The sequence below is a fragment of the Hylemonella gracilis str. Niagara R genome, assembly GCF_000600295.1.
Taxonomy (GTDB): Bacteria; Pseudomonadota; Gammaproteobacteria; order Burkholderiales; family Burkholderiaceae_C; genus Hylemonella; species Hylemonella gracilis_A.
This window is the reverse complement of sequence record NZ_JEMG01000001.1, coordinates 270,136-296,598: the sequence shown is the minus strand read 5'-3', so window position 1 is coordinate 296,598 and position 26,463 is coordinate 270,136. Positions and strand designations below refer to the sequence as shown.

25 protein-coding genes are annotated in these 26,463 nt (G+C 66.6%); 15 read left to right on the top strand and 10 right to left on the bottom strand.

The features are described from left to right. Nucleotides 1-11: 11 nt before the first annotated feature. The 5 genes from AZ34_RS01430 to AZ34_RS01410 form a co-directional block, all read right to left on the bottom strand. Nucleotides 12-527: a Spy/CpxP family protein refolding chaperone gene (locus AZ34_RS01430; protein ID WP_081767027.1), complete on the bottom strand. Its 516-nt coding sequence runs from the start codon at nt 525-527 to the stop codon at nt 12-14. A gap of 139 nt (nt 528-666) precedes the next feature. Continuing rightward, complete coding sequence (locus tag AZ34_RS01425) at nt 667-1,605, bottom strand: GGDEF domain-containing protein (protein WP_051509441.1); 939 nt, start codon at nt 1,603-1,605, stop codon at nt 667-669. Between the two features lie 115 nt (nt 1,606-1,720). Next, nucleotides 1,721-1,924 carry a YgaP family membrane protein gene (locus tag AZ34_RS01420; protein ID WP_035610575.1) on the bottom strand — a complete coding sequence of 68 codons (204 nt, stop codon included), beginning with the start codon at nt 1,922-1,924 and terminating at the stop codon, nt 1,721-1,723. A 10-nt stretch (nt 1,925-1,934) separates the two neighbouring features. Further along, on the bottom strand, nt 1,935-2,396 hold the full coding sequence (gene cueR / locus AZ34_RS01415) for a Cu(I)-responsive transcriptional regulator (protein ID WP_035604001.1): 462 nt from the start codon (nt 2,394-2,396) through the stop codon (nt 1,935-1,937). Further along, on the bottom strand, nt 2,380-2,577 hold the full coding sequence (locus tag AZ34_RS01410) for a heavy-metal-associated domain-containing protein (protein WP_035610573.1): 198 nt from the start codon (nt 2,575-2,577) through the stop codon (nt 2,380-2,382). The genes cueR and AZ34_RS01410 overlap by 17 nt, the downstream gene beginning before the upstream one ends. Nucleotides 2,578-2,764: 187 nt before the next feature. Here AZ34_RS01410 and AZ34_RS01405 point away from each other — a divergent pair, with 187 nt between their 5' ends. Continuing rightward, the gene (locus AZ34_RS01405; RefSeq protein ID WP_081767026.1) at nt 2,765-5,077 is read left to right on the top strand and encodes a heavy metal translocating P-type ATPase; all 2,313 of its coding nucleotides are present in this window, start codon (nt 2,765-2,767) and stop codon (nt 5,075-5,077) included. On the opposite strand, the gene AZ34_RS01400 is transcribed toward AZ34_RS01405, so the two are convergent. Both AZ34_RS01400 and AZ34_RS01395 read right to left on the bottom strand, forming a co-directional pair. Further along, nucleotides 5,074-5,373: a YkgJ family cysteine cluster protein gene (locus AZ34_RS01400; RefSeq protein ID WP_081767025.1), complete on the bottom strand. Its 300-nt coding sequence runs from the start codon at nt 5,371-5,373 to the stop codon at nt 5,074-5,076. The genes AZ34_RS01405 and AZ34_RS01400 overlap by 4 nt on opposite strands. Before the next feature lie 18 nt (nt 5,374-5,391). After that, nucleotides 5,392-5,970 (bottom strand): NADPH-dependent FMN reductase, encoded by a 579-nt coding sequence (locus tag AZ34_RS01395; protein ID WP_035603996.1) that lies wholly within the window; start codon nt 5,968-5,970, stop codon nt 5,392-5,394. A 275-nt stretch (nt 5,971-6,245) separates the two neighbouring features. Here AZ34_RS01395 and mnmG point away from each other — a divergent pair, with 275 nt between their 5' ends. From mnmG to AZ34_RS01345, 10 genes are all read left to right on the top strand, one after another. Beyond that, complete coding sequence (mnmG, locus tag AZ34_RS01390; protein ID WP_035603994.1) at nt 6,246-8,270, top strand: tRNA uridine-5-carboxymethylaminomethyl(34) synthesis enzyme MnmG; 2,025 nt, start codon at nt 6,246-6,248, stop codon at nt 8,268-8,270. Next, complete coding sequence (gene rsmG, locus AZ34_RS01385) at nt 8,267-8,941, top strand: 16S rRNA (guanine(527)-N(7))-methyltransferase RsmG (protein WP_051509440.1); 675 nt, start codon at nt 8,267-8,269, stop codon at nt 8,939-8,941. Before mnmG ends, rsmG begins: the two co-directional genes overlap by 4 nt. Nucleotides 8,942-9,001: 60 nt before the next feature. Then, nucleotides 9,002-9,616, top strand: coding sequence for a LysE family transporter (locus AZ34_RS01380; RefSeq protein ID WP_035603991.1), 615 nt, complete (start codon nt 9,002-9,004; stop codon nt 9,614-9,616). A gap of 54 nt (nt 9,617-9,670) precedes the next feature. Further along, nucleotides 9,671-10,456, top strand: coding sequence for a ParA family protein (locus AZ34_RS01375; protein ID WP_035603988.1), 786 nt, complete (start codon nt 9,671-9,673; stop codon nt 10,454-10,456). A gap of 25 nt (nt 10,457-10,481) precedes the next feature. After that, nucleotides 10,482-11,039 (top strand): RBBP9/YdeN family alpha/beta hydrolase, encoded by a 558-nt coding sequence (locus AZ34_RS01370; protein WP_035603985.1) that lies wholly within the window; start codon nt 10,482-10,484, stop codon nt 11,037-11,039. Nucleotides 11,040-11,153: 114 nt separating this feature from the next. Further along, the gene (locus AZ34_RS01365) at nt 11,154-12,098 is read left to right on the top strand and encodes a ParB/RepB/Spo0J family partition protein (protein ID WP_035603982.1); all 945 of its coding nucleotides are present in this window, start codon (nt 11,154-11,156) and stop codon (nt 12,096-12,098) included. Between the two features lie 46 nt (nt 12,099-12,144). Beyond that, a complete protein-coding gene (locus AZ34_RS01360) occupies nt 12,145-12,933 on the top strand; it encodes a class I SAM-dependent methyltransferase (RefSeq protein ID WP_035603980.1) in 789 nt (262 codons plus the stop codon). A 319-nt stretch (nt 12,934-13,252) separates the two neighbouring features. Then, on the top strand, nt 13,253-14,914 hold the full coding sequence (locus tag AZ34_RS01355; protein ID WP_035603977.1) for a methyl-accepting chemotaxis protein: 1,662 nt from the start codon (nt 13,253-13,255) through the stop codon (nt 14,912-14,914). Between the two features lie 288 nt (nt 14,915-15,202). Beyond that, entirely contained in the window at nt 15,203-18,658 is a 3,456-nt protein-coding gene (locus AZ34_RS17460; RefSeq protein WP_051509439.1) for an EAL domain-containing protein, read from the top strand. 247 nt (nt 18,659-18,905) lie between these two features. Further along, complete coding sequence (locus tag AZ34_RS01345; protein WP_035603974.1) at nt 18,906-19,112, top strand: hypothetical protein; 207 nt, start codon at nt 18,906-18,908, stop codon at nt 19,110-19,112. A 124-nt stretch (nt 19,113-19,236) separates the two neighbouring features. Here the strand turns inward: AZ34_RS01345 and AZ34_RS01340 are convergent, their stop codons facing one another. From AZ34_RS01340 to AZ34_RS01330, 3 genes are all read right to left on the bottom strand, one after another. Next, complete coding sequence (locus AZ34_RS01340) at nt 19,237-20,676, bottom strand: FAD-binding oxidoreductase (protein ID WP_035603972.1); 1,440 nt, start codon at nt 20,674-20,676, stop codon at nt 19,237-19,239. Between the two features lie 106 nt (nt 20,677-20,782). Next, on the bottom strand, nt 20,783-22,141 hold the full coding sequence (locus AZ34_RS01335; protein ID WP_051509438.1) for an ATP-binding protein: 1,359 nt from the start codon (nt 22,139-22,141) through the stop codon (nt 20,783-20,785). Continuing rightward, nucleotides 22,138-22,881: a response regulator gene (locus AZ34_RS01330; RefSeq protein ID WP_035603969.1), complete on the bottom strand. Its 744-nt coding sequence runs from the start codon at nt 22,879-22,881 to the stop codon at nt 22,138-22,140. Before AZ34_RS01330 ends, AZ34_RS01335 begins: the two co-directional genes overlap by 4 nt. A 192-nt stretch (nt 22,882-23,073) precedes the next feature. Between AZ34_RS01330 and AZ34_RS01325 the strand changes: the two genes are divergently transcribed. Genes AZ34_RS01325 through AZ34_RS01310 form a run of 4 tightly spaced genes read left to right on the top strand, consistent with a single transcriptional unit; the run spans nt 23,074 to nt 26,462 of the window. Then, nucleotides 23,074-23,496 carry a DUF2141 domain-containing protein gene (locus tag AZ34_RS01325; RefSeq protein ID WP_035603966.1) on the top strand — a complete coding sequence of 141 codons (423 nt, stop codon included), beginning with the start codon at nt 23,074-23,076 and terminating at the stop codon, nt 23,494-23,496. Between the two features lie 9 nt (nt 23,497-23,505). Then, the gene (locus AZ34_RS01320; protein ID WP_051509437.1) at nt 23,506-24,258 is read left to right on the top strand and encodes an ABC transporter ATP-binding protein; all 753 of its coding nucleotides are present in this window, start codon (nt 23,506-23,508) and stop codon (nt 24,256-24,258) included. Then, nucleotides 24,245-25,666 (top strand): ABC transporter permease, encoded by a 1,422-nt coding sequence (locus AZ34_RS01315; protein WP_035603963.1) that lies wholly within the window; start codon nt 24,245-24,247, stop codon nt 25,664-25,666. Before AZ34_RS01320 ends, AZ34_RS01315 begins: the two co-directional genes overlap by 14 nt. Continuing rightward, complete coding sequence (locus AZ34_RS01310; protein ID WP_035603960.1) at nt 25,659-26,462, top strand: outer membrane lipoprotein-sorting protein; 804 nt, start codon at nt 25,659-25,661, stop codon at nt 26,460-26,462. The genes AZ34_RS01315 and AZ34_RS01310 overlap by 8 nt, the downstream gene beginning before the upstream one ends. Nucleotide 26,463 lies beyond the last annotated feature (1 nt).

The following is a 26,463-nucleotide window of genomic DNA, read 5'->3' as shown; positions in this document are numbered from 1 at the left end:
CGGATCACACCTCAGCGCGGACCCGGGCCTCGGGACTCTTCCATGAAGAAGGGCTGCGCCGTGCGGGCATCGAAAGTCTTCTGTTGCTCGGGGTTCAGCGCGGCGTAGAAAGTCCGCGTTGCATCTTCGCGCCGTGTCGCGGCGGCTTCGCGTTCCTGGCGCAAGGCGCGCAGGCGATCCAAGCGCTCTGGCGTCTTCAGCTGGGCCCAATCCACGCGTTTCTTGTCTTCGCGGCCAGGCTCGGCCGCTTGCATGGGCGGCTTGAGGGCCGCATGGAAGGTCTCCCAGGCTGGCGCTTGCGCGGACGTTAGTTTCAGGCTGGCATGCAAATCCGTCATGCGTTTTTCCCAGCGCTCGGCCTGGGGCCCTGCCACGCGGTTCGCTTTGTGTTCCCCGTGCATTTCCGGTCCGGGTCCCTGGTGCGGACCCGGAGGCGCCGCGAGGGCAGGGGCAGGCAGCGTGGAGGTGGCCAGCATCAGGCTGGCCGCGAGCATCGCGGTCGACAGCGGGGTCATGCGTGTTTTCATGGCGTCATCCTTTCATCCATCCCGCCACGAGCGGCGGGGTGCATGAAGTCTGGGGCGCTTGCATGTCCCGCGCGTGTGCCGTCGCTGTGCGCGTGTAAAGATGGACTAAGCCATGGCAAAGGCCAGGCCGGGTTCCGCTTCAGCGCTGCTTCGCGGAGGTGGTGGGCGCATCGTCATCGAGGTCTCTGGCCCGGCCTGCATTTTTTGCCCCGTAGAGGGCACGGTCCGCCCGCTGGTAGAGCGCGGAGGCATCGGTGTCCTGCGCCTTGATCTGGGCCAGGCCGCTTGAAAAACTCAGGCGCAGTTGCGGATGGTCCGGCACGGGTCGGCTGTCGCTCAGATCCTGGCGCAAGCGCGTCAGTACCTGACGTGTTCCTTGGACGGTGGTGTTGGGCAAGGCCATCAGGAATTCTTCGCCACCGATGCGGCCCACCAGATCCTGCGGCCTGCGCCGCGCTTCTAGCTTGCGCGCGAAGTGCGTCAGGACCTGATCACCGACGCTGTGGCCATGGTTGTCGTTGATCTGCTTGAAATGGTCCAGGTCGATGGCGGCCAGGGTCAAGGGATAACGCAGGCTGCGGGCCTGCTGGAACAGGGCCCCCAACTGCTCAAAGACATGGCGCCGGTTGAACAGCCCGGTGAGTGGGTCGGTGATCGCCAACTGCACCGCGTGGTCACGGGCCTGCTGCAGCAGGGACTCCTGGGCTTTGAGGGTGGAGATGTCGGTGATCACATTCAAGAGCCAGCCGTTCTCGTGCAGGGTCTCGGTGACCCGCATCCAGCGGCCGTCCACCATGTCGGATTCGAAGCAGCGCAAGGTGGTCTGGCGTCGCCGTTGCCCGATCTCACGCAACCAGCCCTCGATGTCGTCGGTCTGGATCAGCAGACCGACCCGCGCATGGAAGCAATTGCGCATCATGTCCGCCCAACTGGGATAGGCGGCGGGTGCGATGCCATAGCTGGCGCGCATGTAGTCGTTGGCGTAGCGCAGCCTGTCGTCCGGATCGAACAAGGCAATACCGCTGGCTGCGTCGTCCAGACAATCGAGCAGACGAAGGCGCGTGTGGTCTGTGTTCAAGCCGTGGTAGGTGTGGCCTAGCTGTTTTGGATTGGAACACAGCCGCACTTGGGGCCCAGTACCCCTTGCCCTTTACCGTATTGGTGCCGGGGCCCCTTGCCCCTGTGCGGGGAACTCAGGCGGCGTCGCCGGACTTGTTGGCGCAGGTGTTCCAGCCCAGCAGGGAATAGGGCGGGCACCAGCCCATCAGCCCCGTGGCCAGCGGCAGCAGGCCCAGCCAGCCCCACCAGCCAACGACACCCGTGAGGGCCAGGACGATCAGCACCAGGCCGACCGTGATGCGGAGCGCGCGGTCGATACCGCCGACATTGCGTTTCATGAACATCTCCTCAGTTGATTGAAACAGATGGGCGATCGGTGTCGCCCGCGAGGTCATCCAGGATGGGGCAGTCCGGCCGCTCATCGCCGTGGCAGTCGTGCAGCAGCTCCTTGAGGCTGCGCTGCATGGCCTGCAACGACGCGATGCGCACTGACAGTTCGTCCACATGCCGCTGGGCAATGCGCTTGACGCTGGCGCTGGCGCGGCCCCGGTTGCTCCACAGCCCCAGCAGCTCGGTGATTTCGTCGATGGAAAAACCCAGGTCGCGCGCGCGCCGGATGAAGCGCAGCTGACGCACCTCGATTTCGCCGTACTGCCGGTAGCCGCTGTCTGTGCGGGCCACTTGCGACAGCAGGCCCAACGACTCGTAGTGCCGCACCATCTTGGCCGAGATGCCCGAGCGTTGGGCGGCCTGACCGATGGGGATCGGCCAGCGGTCCGGGTCGCGCGAGGGCTCAGGCAGCGACGGCATAACCCTCTTCCGTGATGGCGCGGCTCAGGGCCTCGCGCGGCTGTTGCGATTGGACCTGGACGAGGTTGTGACTGCGGTCGATCCGGACTTCTGCCTGTGGATCGATTTGGCGGATGGCCTGGGTGACGGCCTTTTCGCAATGACCACAGCTCATGCCGGTGACGGTGAAGGACTGGTTCATGGGGCGTTCCTCCGGAATGTTGGGGTGCTGCATCCGGCATATGCCGGTCTGTGCTTGCCATTTTCAACCTTGACCCCATGGCAAGGTCAAGTGCTGATGTGCAAGCAGACCGTAGCGTGCGCTGGCAAACCATGGGAACTGCAGGAGGCTTGACCTTGACACAAGGGCAAGGTTCAGAATGCCGTGCATGGACACGATCAACACTCCCCTTCCCACGTCAGCCCGTCCGGCGCAAGCGCTCAGCACGCTGGATCTGGGCATCGGCGGCATGACCTGCGCGGCCTGTGTGCTGCGGGTGGAAAAGGCCTTGAAGAAAGTACCTGGCGTGCAGGACGCGGTGGTCAATCTGGCCACCGAGACTGCCCGCGTCACGTACCGGCCGGACGCACCCGATGAAGCGGCCCAGCTCCGACGCGCCGTCCGCAGCGCCGGTTACGAGCCCCGTGCCGCCGATGCGCTGATGCACGAGGACCTTTCTCCCTGGGCCGGTTTTGCGCCGGTGGCCCTGGGCGCCGTGTTGTCGCTGCCGCTGGTCTTGCCCATGCTGCTGGGCTGGTTGAGCCTGGGGCAGGGCGGTCAGGCTTGGATGTTGCCCGCCTGGCTGCAGTTCGTGCTGGCTACACCAGTGCAATTCATCCTCGGGGCACGGTTCTACCGTGGCGCCTGGCACGCCTTGAAGAGCCGTACGGGCAATATGGACCTGCTGGTGGCGCTGGGCACCAGCGCGGGCTGGGGCCTGTCGGTCTGGCTCTGGTGGACGGCGTCTTCGGATGTGCATGCGGGCGCTCACACTGCGGTACAGCCTCATCTTTACTTCGAAGCCAGCGCCGTGGTCATCACCCTGGTGCTGCTGGGCAAGTGGCTGGAGGTTCGTGCCAAGCGCCAGACCACGGCCGCCATCCGTGCCCTGCACGCGCTGCGGCCCGAGCTGGCGCACTGGCTGGGGTCCGAGCTGGCGCCGCAGGACGAAACCGACATCCCAATCAGCGAATTGATGGTGGGGGATCGTGTGGCCGTGCGTCCTGGCGAACGCATTCCCGCAGATGGCCTGCTGCTGGACGGCGAGACCCAGGTGGACGAATCCATGCTGACTGGTGAACCCCTGCCGGTGGGCAAGGCCCCCGGCGCGGTGCTGACCGGCGGCTCGGTCAACGGGGAGGGCCGTGTCGTGCTGCGGGTTACGGCCACGGGCAGCGAGACGGTGCTGGCGCGCATCATCCGCCTGGTGGAGGACGCGCAGGCGGCCAAGGCACCGATCCAGCGACTGGTCGATCAGGTCTCTGCGGTTTTTGTGCCCGTGGTGCTGGTGCTGGCCTTGCTCACACTCGGCGGCTGGCTCTGGCGCGGTGCGGACATGGAAGCCGCGCTGATGCACGCCGTCGCTGTGCTGGTGATCGCCTGTCCCTGCGCTTTGGGCCTGGCCACGCCCACGGCCCTCATCGCCGGTGCCGGCGTGGCGGCACGGCGCGGCATCCTGATCAAGGACGCCCAGGCCCTGGAGCTGGCACACCGGGTCGACACGGTGGCCTTCGACAAGACCGGCACCTTGACCGTGGGCCAACCTCGCCTGACGGCTTTGCAGGTTGCGCCAGGCCAGAATGAGTCCGCCTTGTTGCAGGCGGTGGCCAGCATGCAGAGTGGAAGCGAGCACCCACTGGCCAGAGCCGTATTGCAGCTGGCGCGCGAGCGGGGCGTGAGCTGGCCCGCGCCGGATGCCGTGCAGGCTGTGCCGGGGAGGGGCACGCAGGGCGAAGTTCAGGGCAGGACTTGGCGCATTGGCAGCCTGCGCTGGATGACCGAGCTGGGCGTGTCGCTTGGCGCGTTGGAGGAGGCGGCGACGGCCTTGCAGGCGCAGGGCGCCACGGTGTCCGTGCTGGCCGAAACCGTGAATAGTACTGGGGAGGGCAAGGCGCTCGCACAGGTGCATGCGCGCGCCCTGCTGGCCTTTGGTGACGAACCCAAGCCGGGCGCGGCGGCCGCCTTGTTGGCTTTGCGTGATCGGGGCCTGCGCCTGGTGATGATTTCCGGTGACAACCCGGGCGCTGCGCAGGCCATGGCACGCCGGCTGGGCCTGCGGCCGGAGCATGGGGAAGTGCTGGCCAATGTATTGCCCGGCGACAAGGCCGCCCAGGTGCGGGCCTTGCGCGAGGGCCAGCACGTCGTCGCCATGGTGGGCGACGGCGTGAACGACGCGCCTGCCCTGGCTGCCGCCGATGTCGGCATCGCCATGGGCAATGGCACCGACGTGGCCATGCATGCGGCGGGCATCACCCTGATGCGAGGTGATCCGGCCCTGGTGGAGGCGGCGCTGGACATCTCTCGCCGTACCGTGCGCAAGATCCGCCAGAACCTGTTCTGGGCTTTCATCTACAACGTGGCTGGCATTCCCCTGGCGGCCTTGGGCGTGCTGAGTCCGGTGGTGGCCGGCGCGGCCATGGCCTTGAGCTCCGTCAGCGTGATGGGCAATGCCTTGTTGCTGCGGCGCTGGAAGGGGTCTTAAGCGGGGGGCGGTGCCGGCGGGCCCATCGGCTCGGGCTTGGTGTCCTGCTCCAGCCAGCCCAGAAAACGCAGGGCCTGGGCCCGGCTGTTGCCGCACATCTCGGGCGTGGGCATCAGGCTGCCGCAGACAGCGGGTCGCTCGGGCCGGCCGAAGAGCTTGCAGCGCAGCTGTTCGTCCAGCTGGATGCAGGGCACGCCGGCTGGCTTGCTGATGCCATTGACCACCGGCATGCCCGGGATAGGGCTGGAGATGGAGGGCGCGATGCAGCAGGCGGCGCAGCCGGGGCGGCAATCCATGGCCGGGAGATAGTTCAGTCAGCTGTTGAGTCGTTGCGCCGCGAAGAGCACCTGGTCAATCACGGCCTGAACGGCACTGCGGGCGCGGTCCGACAGCAGCTGCCCTTCGGCGTCAAACGCTTCGCCCGCGCGCCCGAGCGCATAACTTTGCGGCGTGACCCAGCATTGCAGGTTCAGCAGCAGGGGAACCAGGTGGCTTTGCGAGCGCAGCCCACCCAGGGCACCTGGTGAGGCGCTGAGCACGCCCACCACCTTGCCACGCGTGGCCTTGTAGCCGTCGGTCCAATCCGGGTCGGCTGCGACCGGGCGGGAGAGCCAGTCGAAGGTGTTCTTGACCAGGGCCGGGTAGCTGGCGTTGTACTCGGGCGTGCAGATGATCCAGGCCGGATGCTCGAAAAAAACCTGCTTGAGCCGGACCACGTCGGGTGGCGTACCCCGGGCTTCCAGGTCGCCGTTGTACAGCGGGACGTCGTAGTCCCCCAGCTCGAGGTGCGTGACCTCGGCGCCGCTGGCGCGGACCATGGCTGCCGTGACGCGGGCGAGTTGCCGGTTCAGGGATTGCTGGCGGGTGCTGCCCGCGAAGACGAGGACTTTCATGACCGGCATTGAACCACAGACCCGATGCGCAGCGCATGTGCGTGCAGAGCTGGGCCTGCAGGCTGGGTGTTGGCCTGGCACCGCTTCGCTGTGGGATTCACCCGACAAAGCTCCAGGATGCTGCGCAGTTTGTTCCACGTGAAACACAAAGCCTTGCGAGATGCCGCGATGGCGGAAAAAGAGGCGGGCCGGTAAAATTTCGCCCCTCGCACTCCTACTCTCTGTCTGTGCGTTTTGCCTTGATGCCCAAGGCCGCGGCCACAGGAGATGTCCCCATGCTGTATCCCGAAGAATTTGAAGTCATCGTTGTGGGTGGCGGCCATGCCGGCACCGAGGCCGCCCTGGCGGCCGCGCGCATGGGCTGCAAGACCTTGCTGCTGACCCACAACATCGAAACATTGGGGCAGATGAGCTGCAACCCCAGCATCGGCGGCATTGGCAAGGGGCACTTAGTCAAGGAAGTGGATGCGCTGGGCGGCGCCATGGCGATCGCCACGGACGAGGCCGGCATCCAGTTCCGCATCCTCAACGCCAGCAAGGGACCGGCCGTGCGCGCCACGCGCGCCCAGGCCGACCGCATTCTGTACAAGGCCGCCATCCGCCGCCGCCTGGAAAACCAGCCGAACCTGATGCTGTTCCAGCAGGCCGTGGACGATCTGATGGTGGAAGGCCATCGTGTGGTTGGCGCCGTCACCCAGGCCGGCATCGCCTTCCGTGGCCGCACGGTCGTGCTCACGGCCGGAACCTTTCTGGACGGGAAAATCCACATTGGCCTGGACAACTACGCGGCCGGTCGGGCCGGGGACCCGCCTGCGGTCAGCCTTTCGGCGCGGCTCAAGGAACTCCAGCTCCCCCAGGGGCGGCTCAAGACTGGCACGCCGCCGCGCCTGGATGGCCGCACCATCGATTTCTCCCAGTGCACGGAACAGCCCGGGGACGGCATGCCCGGCGCCGCCAGCCAGGGCGCGAACGAGGGGGAGGTGCCGGTGTTCAGCTTCATGGGCCGCCGCGAGATGCACCCCCAGCAGATGCCCTGCTGGATCACGCACACCAATGAGCGCACGCACGAGATCATCCGTTCGGGGTTTGACCGCAGTCCCATGTTCACGGGCAAGATCGAAGGCGTGGGCCCGCGCTACTGCCCCAGCGTGGAAGACAAGATCAACCGCTTCGCGGGCAAGGACAGCCACCAGATCTTCCTGGAGCCCGAGGGCCTGACCACGAACGAGTACTACCCGAACGGTATTTCCACCAGCCTGCCCTTTGACATCCAGCTGGCCTTGGTGCGCTCCATGCGGGGCCTGGAAAACGCCCACATTCTGCGGCCCGGCTACGCCATCGAGTACGACTATTTCGATCCGCGCTCGCTCAAGAGCAGCTTCGAGACCCGCCAGATCCAGGGCCTGTTTTTCGCGGGCCAGATCAATGGGACCACGGGCTACGAAGAGGCCGCTGCCCAAGGCCTGTTTGCTGGCATCAACGCCGCCCTGCAATGCCGGGGCGAGGCGCCCTGGCTGCCCGGCCGTGACCAGGCTTACCTGGGCGTGCTGGTGGATGACTTGATCACCAAAGGCGTGACCGAGCCCTACCGGATGTTCACCAGCCGGGCCGAATTCCGTCTGCAGCTGCGGGAAGACAACGCCGACATGCGCCTTACCGAGACCGGCCGCCGGCTGGGCCTGGTGGACGATGCCCGCTGGGATGCCTTCAACCGCAAGCGGGATGCTGTTTCACGTGAAACAGAACGCCTGAAATCGACCTGGGTGAACCCGCGCATCCTGCCCGCTGCCGAGGCCGAGCGGGTGCTGGGGGTGGGCATCGAGCATGAATACCATCTGTTTGACTTGCTGCGCCGCCCCGGCGTGAAGTACGCGGAACTGATGTCCATGGATGGCGGCAAGTACGCCAGGCCGGTTTCGGGAGGTCGTGAAGCACAAGATCCCACCCTGCCACCGCAGGCCGTTGTTTCACGTGAAACCTTGGGTGAGCTGTACGAACCCGTGGTCGACCAGATCGAGATCGCGGCCAAGTACGCGGGTTACATCGACCGCCAACGGGACGAAGTGGAGCGCGCAGCCCATTACGAGCAGCTCCAGCTGCCTGCGGACCTGGACTACATGGCCGTGTCGGCCCTGAGCATCGAAGCCCGGCAGAAGCTGCAGAAACACCGCCCAGAAACCCTGGGCCAGGCTTCACGCATCTCGGGTATCACGCCGGCCACCATCTCCCTGTTGCTGATCCATCTGCGCAAGAGCGGCTTCAAGGGTTTTGCCAAGATGGCCGAGGCCGAAGCGGCATGACGGCTGAGTTGGCGCCGAACCTGGCAGCCCGCCTCGAAGCCGGCGCCAGCGCGCTCGGCGTGGCCTTGTCCGAGGCCCAGCGCACCCAACTGCTGGACTACCTGGCCTTGGTCCAAAAGTGGAACAAGGTCTACAACCTCACGGCGCTGCGGGATGCGCAAGAGATGCTCACGCACCACCTGCTGGATAGCCTGGCCATCATCGCGCCGCTGCGGCGGCAGACCCAGGGACAGTCTGTGCGCCTGCTCGACGTGGGTTCTGGTGCCGGCTTGCCGGGCGTGGTCATCGCCATCTGCTGCCCGGAGATCGAAGTCACCTGCGTGGACACGGTGGCCAAGAAAGCCACCTTCATCCAGCAGGTGGCCATCGCGCTCAAATTGCCCAAGCTGCACGGTGTGCATGCGCGGGTGGAAAGCCTGTCAGGTCCATTTGACGTGATTTCTTCCCGGGCCTTCGCCTCCTTGGCTGATTTCACCGCCTGGTCCTCTGGCGCTCTGGCGGCCCAGGGTGTCTGGATGGCGATGAAAGGGCGGCACCCGGCCGAGGAAATTGCGGCCTTGTCCCTGGGGGTCGAGGTGTTTCACGTGGAACCACTGACCGTGCCGGGCATGGATGCGGAGCGTTGCATGGTCTGGTTACGCAAAAAAACGGGCGCCGGCACCTCTGCCTGAGTCGCGCCACACGGTGGGCGTCGTACACTCGACGCCTCATTTTCGAGAGACGCTTCCCCCATGTTTGGCATTGCAGACTACGGCGCTTTTGTCGCCGCCATCCTCCTTTTCCTGTTGATTCCGGGGCCGGGCAATCTCGCCATCATCACGTCCACGGGCAAGGGGGGGCGGGCAGGGGGGATGGCGGCATCGTTCGGCATCATCGTGGGTGACCAAATACTCATGTGGTCCGCTGTCGCGGGCGTGGCCGCGCTGCTGCTGGCCTATCCCACTGCCTTCCATCTTGTTCAGTGGCTGGGCGCGGCCTACCTCGCCTGGATGGGTTTCAGAATGTTGATCGCCAAACCCGGTGATGCGCCCGTGCTCAACATCCAGCCGCGCCACTATTTCCGGCAGGCCTTCATCATCACCTTGCTCAATCCCAAGGCCATCGTGTTTTACATGGCTTTCTTTCCGCTGTTCATCAACCCGGCGCAGCACCAGGGCCTGCTCACCTTCGGCGTGATGGCGACCACCGTCGCGGTGCTCGGCTTTCTGTATTCACTGACCGCCGTGCTCCTCACGCACCATCTGGCCGAGCGCCTGCGCGCCAGTCCGCGCATCGGGCAGACATTGGAAAAACTGGCGGGCGTGTTCCTGATCGGTTTTGGCCTGAAGCTTGCGCTGAGCAAATAAGACGAAGACCGGGCCTTTTCCCGCAATAACGAGAGTTCCACACACGAGTGCTGCATGGCCAAGATTTTTTGCGTTGCTAATCAGAAGGGTGGGGTGGGCAAGACCACCACCACGGTCAATCTGGCGGCTGGTTTGGCCAAGCTCAACCAGCGGGTGCTGATGGTCGATCTCGATCCTCAAGGCAATGCCACCATGGGCTCGGGTGTGGACAAGCGCCAGCTGGCGCGCACGGTGTACGACGTGCTGTTGGGCACGGCCTCCGTGGCCGAGGCCCGCGTCAAGAGCGACAAGCTGGTGGAAGCTGGCTACAGCTACGACATCCTGGGTGCGAACCGTGAATTGGCCGGGGCCGAAGTCGAACTGGTCGATCTGGAGCAACGCGAGCGCCGTCTCAAGAACGCCTTGGCCCAGGTCATGGAGGAGTATGACTTCGTCCTGATCGACTGCCCGCCCAGCCTGTCCATGCTCACCCTGAATGGCCTGTGCGCGGCGCATGGCGTCATCGTGCCCATGCAGTGTGAGTACTTCGCGCTCGAGGGCCTGGCCGATCTGGTCAACACCATCAAGCAGGTGCACGCCAACCTGAATCCCGACCTGCAGATCATCGGCTTGTTGCGTGTCATGTACGACCCACGAGTCACCCTGCAGGCCCAGGTCAGCGACCAGCTCAAGGCGCACTTCGGCGACAAGGTGTTCGATGCCGTCATCCCGCGCAATGTGCGCCTGGCCGAGGCGCCCAGCTACGGTTTGCCCGGCGTGGTCTTCGATCCGGCCGCGCGCGGTGCCCAGTCCTTCTTTACCTTCGCGGAAGAAATGGTCGGACGCATCAGCAAGATGTGAACCAAAAGTGAGTGTTTGCTTTTAGATGAAGAACAGCAACGTCCTGCTCCTGCCCGGCTGGTACGACTCCGGTGCCGCCCACTGGCAAAGCTTGTGGGAGGCCCAGCACGGCTATACGCGCGTGCAGCAGCATGATTGGGAGCGCCCACTTCGCGGTGATTGGCAGATCCAGCTGGAAGAAACCATCCTGGCCTGCGACACAGACCGCAACGGACCCGTCGTCTTGGTGGCGCACAGCCTGGGCTGCATCCTGGTCGCAGCCTGGGCCGCGCACAGCCGCAACACGCACCGCGTCCGGGGCGCCCTGCTGGTCGCGCCGGGCGATGCGGAGCGCGACGAAATCCGCAGCCAGCTGCCCAGCTGGTCGCCCATCGCCCGCCAGCGCCTGCCCTTTCCCAGCGTCCTGCTGGGCAGCCGCAATGACCCGTACTGCCGCTTCGAGCGCGCACAAGGCCTGGCGGCGGACTGGGGTGCGCGTTTCATCGACTATGGCGAGCGCGGCCACATCAATGCCGACTCGGGTCTGGGTGACTGGCCCGAAGGGCGTGCCTTGCTGCAGACGCTGATGCAGCCACCCGCCTAGCCCTGAGGCGCGATGAAACAACGACACCTGAAACGGCGGTTGCCATCAACCGCCCTGGCGGTCATGCCGCCCGATCTGAACTTGAACCTGACGCCACCGGGAGTACACACAGAGATGGTCACGAAAAAAACCAGGGGCCTGGGCCTGGGCCTGGAAGCCCTGCTGGGCCCCAAGGTCGAGGAAAACCAGGCCGACCCCGCGCCGGACGGCGTCGTGCCCCAGGCTGGCCAGGTCGGCAGCCTGCGCCTGGAGGAGATGGTGCCCGGCATGTACCAGCCGCGCACCCGCATGGACGAGGGCGCCTTGTACGAGCTGGCCGAGTCCATCAAGGCCCAGGGCATCATGCAACCGATCCTGGTGCGCAAGCTCACGGAAGGCCCCAACGCCGGCAAGCATGAAATCATCGCGGGCGAGCGGCGCTTCCGTGCTGCCAAGCTTGCGGGCCTGGACAGCGTGCCCGTGCTGGTGCGCGAGGTGCCCAACGAGGCAGCCGCCGCGATGGCGCTGATCGAGAACATCCAGCGCGAAGACCTCAACCCGCTGGAAGAGGCCCAGGGCCTGCAGCGTCTGATCCGCGAGTTCGGCCTGACGCACGAGCAGGCAGCGCAGGCCGTGGGTCGCTCGCGCAGCGCGGCAAGCAACCTGCTGCGCCTGCTCAACCTTGCCGAGCCGGTGCAGGCCATGCTGATGGCCGGAGACCTGGACATGGGCCACGCGCGCGCGCTGTTGGCATTGGACCGCGCGACTCAGATCACGGCGGCCAACCAGATCGCCGCGAAAAAGTATTCCGTCCGCGAGGCCGAAAGTCTGGTCAAGAAGCTCGGGGCGGAATTCACCTTGGCGCCGCAGAAGCCGGGCAAGGAAAAATCGCGCGACTTGAAACGCGTGGAAGAAGAGTTGTCCGACCTGCTGATGGCCCAGGTCGAGGTGCGCGTCAAGAAGCGCGTCAAGCGCAATGGCCGTGTCGAGGAAATGGGCGAGCTCTCCGTGCAGTTCGGCTCGCTCGATGAACTCAACGGCTTGATTGACCGCCTCCGCCGCGCCGGTGGCGGCGACTGAACGGACGCGGAGCAACGCGCGAGCCATGCGATCTTCCTTGCCACGGATGTCGTTCACGTCCTTCGGCTGGCCCTTGCCCGCGCTGATGGCCTGGAGCGTTTGCTGGTTTCTGTATTCCCTGCTGCGGCTGAAGACGGGGCTGCCCTTGTGGGCGGTGCTGGGCCTGGTCACCCTGACCGGTGTGCTGCTCAGCCTGCTGGGAGGCACCTGGTGGCGGCGGCTGGCCATTGGCCTGGGTTTTCCGCTTTCGCTGTTTTTCTCGGGGGCCTTGAGCCTGCCGGCCTGGGCTTGGCTGCTGCCGCTGGCCTTGCTGGCTTTGATTTACCCGCTCAATGCCTGGCGGGACGCACCGCTATTCCCGACGCCCGAAGATGCCTTGAACCATCTGCCCGAGGTGGCGCCGCTCGAACCTGGCGCCCGGGTGCTGGATGCCGGTTGCGGTCTGGGCCATGGGCTGGAGGCCTTGCGCCAGGCGTATCCCTTGGCTGATCTGCATGGCGTGGAATGGAGCCGTCCGCTGGCGTGGTGGTGTCGGCGGCGCAGCCAGAGTGGCGGCATCCGTGCGCATGTGGCGCGGGCCGACATGTGGGAGGTCGACTGGTCTGCTTATGACCTGGTCTACCTCTTCCAGCGGCCCGAGACCCTGCCCCGGGCCATGGCCAAGGCGGCGGCGGAAATGCGCTCAGGCACCTGGCTGGTCAGCCTGGAGTTCGAGGCCACCGGTTACAAGCCGACCGCGAAGCTGAAAACCACGGCAGGCAAGCCGGTCTGGGTCTATCGCTGGCCGGCTGTGGCCACGAGCCCCCTGACTCCGATGGATAAGCCCCGCCGCTGACATCGCACCTGCCTTCGCTTGTGGCCATGTCGGTGGGCCCGCCATCCGCAGGCTCTGCGGAAAACGACGAGCCTCTGCCCACCGTGCGCGTTGCGGGAGGCCATCACCGTTTTCGACACTGGGAGGGCATTGACCGCGGTGCCGGCCTTGCGCACAGTGACGCCCATGCCTGTGCCGGATTACGAACTTGAAAAAGCGAGAAGCTGAAAACGCGGAGCAGGACAGATCCGCTACGCCATGAGGCAATTGCCAATCGGCACAAGGGTCCACTGGCGAACGGGACACCGAACGCCCCATCCATCAACGGAGTCATCCCACCATGCGTCTCAACCTGCCTGTCACCCAGAACGGCTACACCTTTCCCGCCGACCAGACCTTGATTTCCATCACCGATCTCAAGGGGCGCATGACCTACTGCAACACCAACTTCGCCAGCGTCAGTGGGTACACGGTGTCCGAGCTGATGGGGCAGCCTCACAACCTGGTGCGACACCCGGACATGCCAGAGGAGGCCTTTCGTGACCTCTGGGAGACCATCCAGAATGGACGACCCTGGACCGCCCTGGTCAAGAACCGACGCAAGAACGGCGACTACTACTGGGTGCGCGCCAATGCCACGCCCATGCGCGACGGCGAGCGCATCATGGGCTACCTCTCGGTGCGTACCCGGGCGTCGGACGAGGAAATCGCCGCCGCCGAAGCCCTCTATGCCACCATGCGCGCGGAAGCGGCCGCCGGCCGCCGGGTGCATGTGCTGCACCATGGCGAGGTGCGCAACAACAGCCTGATGGGGCGCCTGTGGCGCTGGCTGCGGCCCGAGCTGCGTGGCAATTATTTTGGCGCGATGCTGGTCACGGCGCTGATCGGCCCGGTGCTGGTCCATTTGGGGGCGCCCCCCTGGGCGGGCACGGCGGCGGCCATTGTCGCGGCCATCGTCTTTGGCTTTTACCTGGTGCGCATCGGCATCAAACCTTTACAGGACGTGATCGAGACGGCTAACCAGCTTGCGGCGGGGGATCTGACGCGCCAGGTGCGTGTCACCAGCAAGGGCGAGATCGGCCAGCTCCAGTTGGCGCTGGCGCAACTGGCCGTCTCGGTGCGCACCGTGGTGCGCGACGTCCGGCACGAGGTGGCCAATCTGCTGGGCAGCGCGCGCGAAATCGCCAGCGGCAACGCCGACATGTCCGCGCGCACCGAGTCCCAGGCCAGCAGCCTGGAGCAGACGGCCGCCGCAATGGATCAGATCAACGGCACCATCCAGCAAACCAGCAAGCTGGCCGAGGAGGGCGCAGGTGTCGCGCGCGAGACTGCCGGCGTGGCGCAACGCAGCCATGAAGTGGTCCAGAGCGTGGCCAGCACCATGGATGAAATCGCCGAGTCATCCCGCCGCATCAACGACATCATCCAGGTGATCGAAGGCATCGCCTTCCAGACCAACATCTTGGCCCTGAACGCGGCGGTGGAAGCCGCCCGCGCCGGCGAGCAGGGCCGCGGTTTTGCCGTGGTCGCGGCCGAGGTGCGTACCCTGGCCGGCCGCACGGCGGAGGCGTCCAAGGAAATCAAGCGCCTGATCGAGGAATCGCGCCAGCGGGTGGAGTTGGGGGGACAGCGCGCAGTCGATGCGCGCGGGCGCATGGACGGGGTCATGGAATCGGTCGGGCGCGTCACGGTCCTGCTGGACCAGATCAACACGGCGGCGCGCGAGCAGGCCTCGGGCGCGGCGCAGATCAACTCGGCCGTCTCTCACCTGGACGGCATCACGCAGCAGAACGCGGCCATGGTCGAGGAATTGGCAGCCTCGGCCAAGTCCCTCAACGACCAGGTGGGCATGGTGCACAACACCATCCGTGTGTTCCGTCTCACGGCCCAGGATGTCACCTTGGCCGAGGTCGACGCCGTGGCCCTGCGCAAGCAGGGGCGCGGGGAGCTCACGGCGGACGAAGGCCCGGCTTACGCCCCGCCAGCGCGTATCGGCAGGTGATCGGTCCGCCGACCGGCGCCGGACCGGACGTGTGCCGGTCTCGTGCCATCATCGGCCTGCGCCGAAGGCATGCGGCGCGCAGCGTGCGCCCATCCCTGACGCCGACCGCCGCCCCGGGCCTCAGCCCGGGCCCGGTGGTCGTCTAAGGTTTTCCCGGCCCCCGGGTTTGCGTACTGTGCGCGGGCATGTGCCTTGCTCGATGATGGCGCCTACCCGTACATGAAAGCAGACCCTACTCATTCCCATCCTCGTTCCGCGTCGGCTTCCCGGGCTCGGGCCCGCAGCACCATGACACGTTCGCGCGGTGCGCTCGACATCGTCCTGGTCTACGTGGTCTTCGCCTCCCTGTGGATTCTGCTGTCAGACCGTCTCACCGGCTGGCTGCTGCGCGACCCCGACATGCTGCTGCTGGCCTCCACGCTCAAGGGCTGGTTGTTTGTCGCCGTCAGTGCCACCTTGTTGCATTTCCTGCTGCGGCGCCGAATCCGTCCCCTGCCGATCCATGCTGGCCTGGCCGACGCGGCGGCAGCCCGTCATGCGCTGTTGCGCTCCATGGCGGTGTTCACCGTGCTCGCCCTGGTCGTTGTGCTGGTCGTGGCCTCGACCATCTGGCAAGCCATGCGCGAGGAGCGCGAGCAGGCCCACACCCAGTTGCGCGCCATCGTCCAGTCCAAGGCGCGTGAGCTTTCCGCCTGGCAGCAGGAACGGCTGGGCGACGCCGCGCGCATCGCCAACACGCTGTACCTGCGCACGCGCTGGGCAACCTGGCGCGAACGGGGCGATGCGCAAAGCCAGCGCGCCTTGCAGCGTTTTCTGGAGCAGGCCGGGCAACCCCAGGGGTTTGTGCACGCGGACATCGTCGACGCCCAGGGACGGCGTTGGCTGGATGGCTCGCCGTCGCGCGACGCACCGGCGGATGCGGCGCTGGCGCAGGCCGCGCGTCTGGCCATCGAGCAGAGCCGGCCTCAGTGGGTCGGACTCTGGCGCGACGCCCAAGGGGCATGGCGTCTGGCGCTTGTCGCAGCCCTGGGATCCGGCGGTTCGAACGGCGCGGGCAACGACATCGCGCGCGAACAAGACCGTGCAGCCCTGGTGCTGCATGCCGATGCGGACGCCTATCTGCGCATGGCCCTGAGCGACTGGCCCATGCTGCGCTCGGGCGCGGAGGCGGTGCTGTTGCGCCGTGAAGGCGCGCAGTTCATCTTCGCAGGCGAGCTTGTTCCCGAGCGCGCGGCGCAACTGCGCGGGGTGTTGGCCCGACTGTCCTGGCCGCAGCCGGATGGTGCGCTGGTTGACGGTTTCGAGCACCATGGCGTGCCCGCCCTGGCCGTGATCCAACGCATCGGCGAGACCGAGTGGTGGTTGCTGGTCAAGCAGAGTCCAGAGGAAATGCTGCACGGCGCCGCCGCCAGCGGCGCCTGGATGGCCTTGACGGCCGTGCTGGGCCTGCTGGCCCTGGGCGTGGCGCTGTACCTGCGGCACGAGCGCCACCGCCGGCTGCATTCACTGCGCGACATCGAGGAACTCCAGCGGGCCAAGCAGGCCCTGCTCGAGAGCGAAGCCCTGTACCGCCTGTTGGCGGACAACAGCAGTGATGTGGTGTGGCTCTACGACCTGGAGGCCGACCACTACCTCTACGCCAGTCCGGCCGTGCGCCTGTTTGGTTATGACCCGGCGCAAGCCACCAGCATGTCCTTCAGGGACGTGTTGCCGCCCGAGGTGGAACAGGCCACGCGTGAGCGTTTGTACGAACGCATCGCTGCCCTGCAGGAGGGCGACGAAGACCAGCGCACGGCCTTGGGCCAAACCCCGGTGCTGTGTGGGGACGGCAAGCTCATGCCAACCGAGGTGGTTACCACCTTGCTGACCGACGAGAAGACGGGCCGTGTCACCCGCGTGCTGGGCGTGACGCGCGACATCACCCAGCGCAAGCGGGATCAGGACCAGCTGATCCGCCTGTCGCAAGCCATCGAGCAGAGCCCGGCCAGCGTGGTGATCACCAACCTCGAGGGCAATATCGAGTACGTCAACCCGGCATTCGAGGCCATGAGTGGTTATGCGCAGGCCGAGGTGCTGGGCACCAACCCGCGACTTTTGAACTCGGGCCGCACGCCGAGCGAGGTGTACGACACCATGTGGCTCACGATCAAGGCGGGTCAGGCCTGGCATGGGGAGCTGATCAATCGCGCCAAGGACGGGCGCGACTACGTGGTGAGCATGACCATCGCGCCCGTGCGCAATGCCCAGGATGAGGTGGCGCATTACCTGGCGGTGCAGTTGGACGTCACGCAGCAACGCAACGCCGAGGAAAAGGCGCGCCAGCTGGCCTGGTTCCATCCCCTGACCGGCTTGCCCAACCGCCACCGGCTCTTGCTCGATCTGAAGGAAACCCTGGATGCGCGGGGCCCGGGTCGCGGGTCGGACAGCTCGAATGGGGCTGCGTCCGAGCAGTGCGCGCTGCTGTTGCTGGATCTGGACCGTTTCCAGACCGTCAACGACGCGCTTGGCCCGGCGGTGGGCGACCAGCTGCTGCGTCAGCTCAGCTGGCGCTTCGCAGCCGCCTTGCCGCCCGAGGCCCAACTGGCCCACCTCAATGCGGATGAATTCGCCGTGCTGCTGCAGCCGGCACGGGGTCCTGAGCAGGCGGGCGCAGCGGGTGAGCCGGCTGTGCGCGAGGCCGTGAGCGCCCAGGCCCTGCGCCTGGCGCAAAGCCTGCATGACACCTTGACGATGCCCGTGCAACTTGGGCGCGGCGAGAGCCTGGCCGTGAGTTGCTGCATCGGCATCACCTTGCTGCCGCATCGCGGCGAGTCTCAGGAGGCGGCGGCGGATGTCTCGTCCTTGCCCGAAGACACGCCCGAGGACGTGCTGCGCCGCGCCGACACGGCTCTGCACCGCGCCAAGAATGGACGAGGCCGGGAAGGCAGCGCCGGGCACACCGCTTTCTTCGACGCCTCGATGGAGCAGGTGGTCAGCCGCCGTTTCCTGATCGAACGTGACCTGCGCCGGGGGCTGGCCGCTGGTGAGCTGCGCGTGTACCTCCAGCCTCAGGTCGACGCCGATGGACAGATGGTCAGCGCCGAGGCCCTGGTGCGCTGGCAACACCCCGAGCAGGGCCTCGTGCCCCCGGGGGCCTTCATTCCGGTGGCGGAGGAGAGTGAGCTGATCACCGACGTCGGGCGCTGGGTCTTGCAAGGTGTCTGTGCCCACCTGGGCGCCTTGCGTACCCGCGGCCTGCGCCTGCCCATCGCTGTCAACGTGAGCACGCGTCAGTTCCACCAGCCCAGCTTCGTGCACGAGGTGCAGGAGGCCCTGCGCGTGCATGCGGCCGCGCCGGGGGACCTGATCATCGAGATCACCGAAAGCATCCTGATGGAGCAGGTGGAGAACGTGACAAGCAAGATGTCGCAGCTCGCCGGTCTGGGCGTCAAGTTCTCGCTGGACGATTTCGGCACGGGATATTCATCACTGGCTTACTTGAAGCGCCTGCCCATCGACGAGATCAAGATCGATCGCAGCTTCGTGCAGGACGCGCCGACCGACCCCAATGACGCCGCCCTGGTGGACGCCATCCTGTCGGTGGCACGCCACCTGCGGCTCAAAGTCGTGGCCGAGGGCGTGGAAACGCGCGCGCAGGCCGACTTTCTCCACGCGCGGGGACAGATCGTGCAGCAGGGTTATCTGCATGGGCGCCCCGCGCCCGCGGAGGACGTACTGGCTGCCTGGGAGCAGGCGCAGGCCTAGAAATGCGGGGCCGCTTAGGCGGTTCCCGCATGTGGAAACTGCATTTTCACAATGCGGCAGAAGAAATGCTGCGCAGCAGCAAAAATCCGTCATACGAAAAAATGGTTTTTCTCATAACAAAATCAATAACGTAAGTGATTGATTTGAAATAGAAAATTTATTCTCCTGCGATCCGGTAAAACGATGCACACGGAGGTGGCTTGTTCGACACTGAAGGCGGTTTTTCATCGTTAGCAAGGAGTCGAACATGTACATCGAATTCGCACTGCATCACTACATCGGGGACAACGGCGACGAGGTCCTGAACGAGGCCCGGGCCGCGCTGGACGGCACGGATTACGCGAACTACTTGAACAGCGAGCGCGCGGCCATCGTCGTCAATCCGCACAACCTGGCACCCGTGGGCGTCAGCTGGACGGACGGCAATGGCATCCAGAACCGCTTCTTCCGCTGAGACGGTCCCTGCCGTAGGAGCTCAACAATTCAAGGGCGCCGTATTCCGGCGCTTTTTTTATTTCGCTCGCGGTGTTGGGGGCAATACGCCTGCGCACTGTGGGCCGCGCTCTACCAAAGCGTGCTTAGAACGCAAAGATCTTGCCCGGGTTCATGATGTTCTTCGGGTCCAGCGCGCGTTTGATGGTGCGCATCACGTCCACCGCGCCCGCGCCGGTTTCCTCCGGCAGAAAACCCATCTTGTGCAAGCCGATGCCGTGTTCGCCGGTGCAGGTACCGCCCAGGCGCAGGGCTCGCTGCACCAGCTGGTGGTTCAGCAGTTCGGCCTGCATGCGTTCCTGCGCGCTGTCCGGATCGATCAGGTAACCCATGTGGAAGTTGCCATCCCCCACGTGGCCGACCAGGAAGTAGGGAATGCCGGCCGCGTCGGCCTCGGCCACGCTCTCGACCACCGCCGTGGCCAGCTGTGAAATCGGCACGCAGGCATCGGTGGTGATGGCGCGGCAGCCGGGGCGTGTTTGCAGGCCCGCGAAATAGGCCGCGTGCCGCGCGGTCCACAAGCGGGTGCGCTCCTCCGGTGTCTCCGCCCATTCGAAGGCCTGGCCGCCCTGGTCCGCAGCCAGGGCCTGCACAGTTTCTGCCTGCTCGCGCACGCTGGCGGGCGAGCCGTGGAACTCCATCAGCAGCATCGCTTCCTCGCGCAGGCTGAGCTTGCTGTGTTTGTTGACCGCGCGCACGGTGTTGGCGTCCAGTAGTTCCACGCGCGCGATCGGCACCCCGAGTTGGATGATCTCGATGGTGGTGCGCACGGCCGCGCCGATGTCGGGGAAGGAACAGACCGCCGCCGTGATGGCCTCAGGCAAGGGGTAGACCTTGAGCGTGATCTCGGTGATGACACCCAGCGTGCCTTCGCTGCCAACGAAAAGGCGCGTCAGGTCGTAACCGGCGCTGCTCTTCTTGGCGCGGCTGCCGGTGCGGATGATGTCGCTGCCCTTCTCGGAGTGCGGCGTGACGACTTCCAGCGCCAGCACGTTTTCGCGCATGGCACCGTAGCGCACGGTGTTCGTGCCCGAGGCGCGCGTCGCGCTCATGCCGCCGATGCTGGCGTCCGCGCCCGGGTCGACGGAGAAGAACAGGCCCAGGTGTTTCAGTTCTTCATTGAGTTGCTTGCGTGTCACGCCCGGCTGCACGGTGACGGTGAGGTCCTCCGGGTGGATGGCCAGCACCTGGTTCATGCGGCTCACGTCCAGGCTGATACCACCTTCGATGGCCAGCAGATGGCCTTCGAGCGAGGAGCCGACCCCGTAGGGAATCACGGGCGTGCCGTGCTGGTTGGCCAAGCGCAGCACTTCAGCCACCTCGGCCGTGTTTTCCGCGTACACCACAGCCGCGGGCGGCGGCACGTTGGTGAAGGCGGATTCGTCACGGCCGTGCTGCTCGCGCACCGCCAGGGCGGTGGAGCAGCGTGCGCCGAAGCGCGCCGAGAGCGCGTCCAGCAGCACGGCGGGCACGGGACGCTGCTTGGCCTGGGGCTGGAGTTGAGCGGATGTCTGGGGTGCGTTCATGGCAAGTCTCCTGGCCGCGCGACACCCGGTGTTTCTTGCCGGTGGGGCCGCGATAGTTTTGAGTGGATTGAATGGCGAATGATGCGCCGATTGTGGCGGGTGCCACTCAGGGCCTGCCCGAGGGCGTGCCGCTCATGTGCGCGGGCTGCGCCGCCGTTGCCCGTGGCAACCGCACCTCGGCGCGCAGGCCGCCGTGCGCGAGATTGTGCAGACGCACGTCGCCGCCATGCGCGCGCAGCAAGTTGCGCGCGATGCTCAAGCCCAGGCCCGAGCCGCCGGTTGCCCGGCTGCGCGAGATCTCCAGGCGCAGAAAGGGATCGAACACCCGTTCCAGTTGATCAGGCGGGATGCCTGGCCCGTCGTCCTCAATGCCGATGACGATCCGCCCATGGTCCTCGCCCAGCTGGACGCGCGCGCGCTGGCCGTAACGCACGGCGTTGTCCAGCAGGTTCTGCAAGGCGCGCCGCAGCGCGCGCGGCGCGGCGTGCACCGGCGCCTCGACCTGGCCCTGGCAGAGGCAGTCGAACCCCGCATCGCGCATGTCCTCGGCCAGGGCCTCGCACAAGGGGCCGAGGTTCAGCAACTGGCGCGGTTCGCGCAGGCTGGCGCTCTCGGCGTAGTCCAGACCGTCCTGGATCATGGCGTGCATGGCGTCGATGTCGGCCACGAAACGCGGGCGTTGGTCTGGCGGCGCATGGTTCTCGGCGCGCAGCCTCAGCCGGGTCAACGGGGTCTTGAGGTCGTGCGAAATGGCTGCCAGGATTTCCGTGCGCTCGGCCACATGGCGGTGGATGGCACGTTGCATGGCATTGAAGGCCCGGGCCGCGCGGCTGACTTCCATCGGGCCGTCCTCGGCCAAGGGTGGCGCATGCAGGTCACGGCCCAGCGCGTCGGCAGCGTCGGCCAGCCGCGACAGCGGGCGCGTGGCCTGGCGGACCGCGAGCCAAGCCACCAGCATGACCGCCAGGCACAGCGCCGACAGGTAGGCGAAGCCCGTCGAGAAGGGGGGTAGCGGCAGTGGGCGTCCGCCGAAACGCACCAGCAACGTCTGTCTGCTGTCGATTGGCAGGGACAGGAAGGGTTGGTCGGGGATGTCGCACAGTGCCACGACCCCCAAGTCCTGCCCACCACGCGCGCGCATGCTGTCGGCAAGTTCGACGGCGTGCGGGTGCGTGCAGCGAGGCACCGGGGATGTGCCCTCGATCAGTTCGAAGCCGTAATAACCCCGGTCCAGGCTGGTGAGCCAGGCCACGCGCTGCTCGGCTGGCAGGCTGCGCAGGAATCGCTGCACGAAGACGACATCGGCGCTCATGAAGGCGTACATCTGCGCGCGGCCTTCGCGCGCGCTCACGGCCAGCACGGCGATGAAGCTGACGGCCTGGATGAACACGGTGGCCAGCACCAAGATCAGCATCACCCGCGCGGTGAGCGAGCGCAGCGCGCGCGGCAGCTGGAGTCTGCTCATCGTGTCACCTGCTCGCAAGGGCTGACCGACATGCAGAAGACATAACCCTCGTTGCGCACCGTCTTGATGTAGGCCGGTTCGCGTGCGTCGTCGCCCAGGCGCCGCCGCAGGCGGCTGACCCGCAGGTCGATGCTGCGGTCGTAGACCTCGGCGTCGCGTCCCGCCAGTTGGGCCAGCAATTGGTCGCGGTTGACGATGCGCTGCGGGTGGCGCAGAAGAAAGCGCAGCAGGGCATATTCCGCTCCCGACAGCGACGTGACGGCGCCTTGCACGTCCAGCAGATGGCGCGCCACCGTGTCCAGGCGCCAACTGCCAAAGGCCAGGCAGGGGATGTCGTCGTCCGCGCCGGCACCTGCGGGCAGCGCGCGCGTGCGGCGCAGCACGGCGCGGATGCGCGCCACCAGCTCGCGCGGCTCGAAAGGCTTGGGCAGGTAGTCGTCCGCGCCCATCTCCAGGCCGATGATGCGGTCCACCTTGTCGCCGCGCGCGGTCAGCATCAGTACCGGTACCCGGGCCCATGCGCTGTCGCGCAACCAGCGCAGCAGGCTCAGGCCGTCTTCGCCTGGCAGCATCAGGTCCAGAACCACGAGGTCCACCGGCGCGGCGCGCAGGGCGGCACGCATCTGCCGGCCGTCGGCTGCGCAGTCCGCGCGCAGGCCCTGCCCGCCGAGGTATTCGGCCAGCAGTCCGCGGATGTCGGGGTCGTCGTCGACGACCAGGATGCGATCGATGCGCTCCATGCAAGGTTTCCTGGCGGCTGTCCCGAAAGACAGCGGCAGCGGCATTCTCCGCCGGGGAGGACGGGGTTTGTATCCCAGTGTATCGAGCCCTTGCGCCGATGCGTGCCGATACAAAAATCGGGTGGCCGCGATACATCGCCGACAAAACGGCCCGGTGCAATGGCGACTCCTCAACACCTCAGGAGTCTGATCATGCATTCATCCACAAGCCGCCGGCTCGCGGGCGCGCTGCTTGCGCTGTCCTCATTGCCCGTCTTCGCCGCCGACCTGGTGGTCGAAGTCGAAGGCCTGCGCGGCGACCAGGGGGCCGTCGCGGTCGGTCTGTTCGATAAGGCGGAAAACTTCCCCAAGCAGTTCACCACCGGGCTGCGCACACCGGCCGACAAACCCGTCGTCGAAGTGGTGTTCCGTGACCTAGCGCCGGGCCGTTACGCGGTCTCGGCCTACCAGGATGAAAACGGCAACCTCGAGCTGGACCGCGGGCTGTTCGGCATCCCGAAGGAGCCCTATGGCTTTAGCCGTGACGCGCGCGGGACCGCCGGCCCGCCTGAGTTCCGTGACGCCCGTTTCGACCTGGGCGAAGAAGGCGCGCGCATCCGCATCAAGCTGCGCTGAGGGTCGGCCATGACCAACGCTGCGGCTCCTGCCGCCCATCCTCTCATCGCCCGCCTGCGCGGCCTGCACAAGAACTACACATTGGGCGAGGTGCAGGTGCCTGCGCTGCGCGGTGTCGATGTCGACATCGTGGCAGGGCGCTTCACCGTGATCGCCGGCCCGTCGGGCAGTGGCAAAAGCACCCTGTTGCACATCCTGGGGTGCATTGACCGGCCCGATGACGGTCGCGTCGAGATCGACGGCCTGGCGCCGCTGGAGCTGAACGACGACGGGCTCAGCGCCTTCCGTGCACGGCGCATCGGTTTTGTGTTCCAGAACTTCAACCTGCTGCCGGTGCTCAACGCGCTGGAGAACGTGGAGTACCCCATACGCCTGCTGGAGCGTGATGGTGCACGTCGCCGCCAGCGCGCACGCGAACTGTTGGCGGCGGTGGGCCTGCAAGGCATGGAAACACGGCGGCCGAACCAGTTGTCCGGCGGGCAGCGCCAGCGCGTGGCCATCGCCCGTGCCCTGGCCAATGCGCCGGGCCTGGTGCTTGCCGACGAGCCCACGGCCAATCTGGACCGCCAGACCGGTGCCGACATCATCGCCTTGATGCGCCGCATCCAGCGCGATACGGGCACGAGCTTCGTCTTTTCCTCGCATGACCCGGCCCTGATCGACGCGGCCGATGTCTGCATCCGCATCGCCGATGGGCAGATCGTCACGTCGGCGGTCTCGTCCGTGCCGACCCTCGAGGAGGCCCACCATGAACCTGCTTGACCTTGCCTGGCGCAATCTGCTGCGCAACCGGCGCCGCAGCTTGCTGACGCTGGGCGCGCTGGCGGTGAGCGCTACCGCCATCGTCATCTTTGGTGGGTATGTCGCCACCCTCATCAGCGCCTTGCAGACCGAGACCGTGCGCGAGACTGGCCACTTGCAAATCATGCGCAAGGGCTTCCTGGACTTCGGGCGCGGCAACACGGCGCGCTACGCGATCCGCGACCACGCGGACTGGATCGCGCGCATCCGTGGGGACTCCGAACTCCAACCCCTGCTCCGCGTGGTCACGCCCGTGCTGCAGGTGCAGGGCGTTGCGGGCAACTTCGCACTCGGCGCGTCCAGCACCTTCGCGGGCACCGGCTGGCTGCCCGCTGACCGCGACGAACTGCTGGCCTGGGCGGGTGCCGGCCTGCCGCTGCCGCCACGCGTCAATCTGCTGCGCGCCGACCAGCCTGAGGGCGGTGTCATTGGCCTGGGGCTGGCCCAGTTGCTGGCCCTGTGCGAGGCGCTGGAGCTGCGGGACTGCCTCAGCCCGCCCGCAGAGGTCGCGCCTGCGGGGCCCGCCATGGCCGCCGACCTGGGTGCCCTGGTCCAGCAGGCCGAGACGGCTGTGCAGAGCAGCACGACGGGTTCAGGCACGGCGTCCGGCGAAACCGTGCCGGGCATCGAGCTGCTGTCGTCCACCAGCGGCGGCGCGCCCAGCGTGGTGCGCATGGACATCCTGCGCACGGAGCGGCAGGGCGTGCGCGAGCTGGATGTGTCTTTTGTGGCCATGCCCCTGGGTCTGGCCGAGCGCCTGGTGTTCGGCCCGGGCGGGCAGGGCGCTTCAGCCATCGTCGTACAACTCGCCGAGACCGCGCACCTGCCAGTTGCGCAAGCCCGGCTGCGCGCTTTGCTCGACGCCCATCCCGGTGGCGATGGTCTGGAGGTGCGCGACTTCACCGAGGTCCAACCCCAGTACCTGCAGGTGGTCGGCATGTTCGAGGCGCTGTTCCGTTTCGTGGCCTTGCTGATGGGGGCGGTGACGCTGTTCTCGGTCGCCAACGCCGTGGGCATGTCGGTGGGCGAGCGGGTCGGCGAGATTGGCACGCTGCGTTCCCTGGGGTTCCGGCGTGGCCATGTGCGTCGCATGTTCATCCTTGAAGGCGTGCTGATCGGTGTGCTCGGGGCGCTGGCCGGCGTGCTGATCGGCGTGTTGTTCAGCGAGTATGTGATCAACCGCGCGGGTTGGTCATGGACCCCGCCAGGCCGGGTCGTGCCCGTGCCGGTGGGCGTGGATGTGTTCGGCCATCCGGCGTTGTTGTTGGGCACGGTGCTGGTGCTCGCTGGCCTGGCGGCTTTGTCGTCCTTGCTGCCGGCCAACCGCGCGGCTCGCATGCAGATCGTGGAGGCCTTGCGTCATGTCTGAACGTCGACCCTTTCCGCGCCGGGCGCTGCTGCGCTGCTGTGCCGCGCTGCTGCCAGTCGCCTTGGCCTGGCCGGCGTGGTCTGATGAGCGCAGCGTCCAGCAGATCCTGCAGGCCGCCGATGCCGTGCGCAACCCGCCGGGCAGTTTCTCGGTCCGGCTGCAGCTCACCGAGTACCGCCAGGGGCGGCAAAGCGCCAACTCCGTGCTCATCGTCTACGCGCGGCCCAGTCCGGACAGCGGCCAGTACCGCAACCTGGTGCAGTTCGTCGCGCCCGCGCGCGATGCCGGCAAGCTGATGCTGCGCAATGGCGCGGACCTCTGGTTCTACGACCCGTCCAGCCGTGCCAGCGTGCGCATCTCGCCGCAACAGCGCCTGTTGGGCCAGGCCTCGAACGGCGATGTCATGACGACGCAGCTGGCGCGCGACTACCGGGCGGAGCTCATCGGGCGCGAGCCTCTCAAGGATGGCGAAGGCGTGCAACGCGACAGCCTGCACTTGCGTCTGAGCGCGCTGCGCGAGGACGTGTCCTATGCGCGGGTGGACCTCTGGGTCGACGCCGTCGACGACCGCCCGCTGATGGCACGGTATTACTCGGCCGAGGACCGCCTGCTCAAGACCGCCTACTTCCGACGGTACGAAACCGCTCTGGGCCGCACGCGGCCGAGCGAGACCGTCATCATCGACGGCCTGGACAGCGGTTGGGTCACGGTGATGCGCAGCAGTGAGCAGGTCCTGCGTGAGGTGCCCGAAGCCTGGTTGCAGCGTGACTACCTGCCGCGTTTTCGCGCGCAGTGAG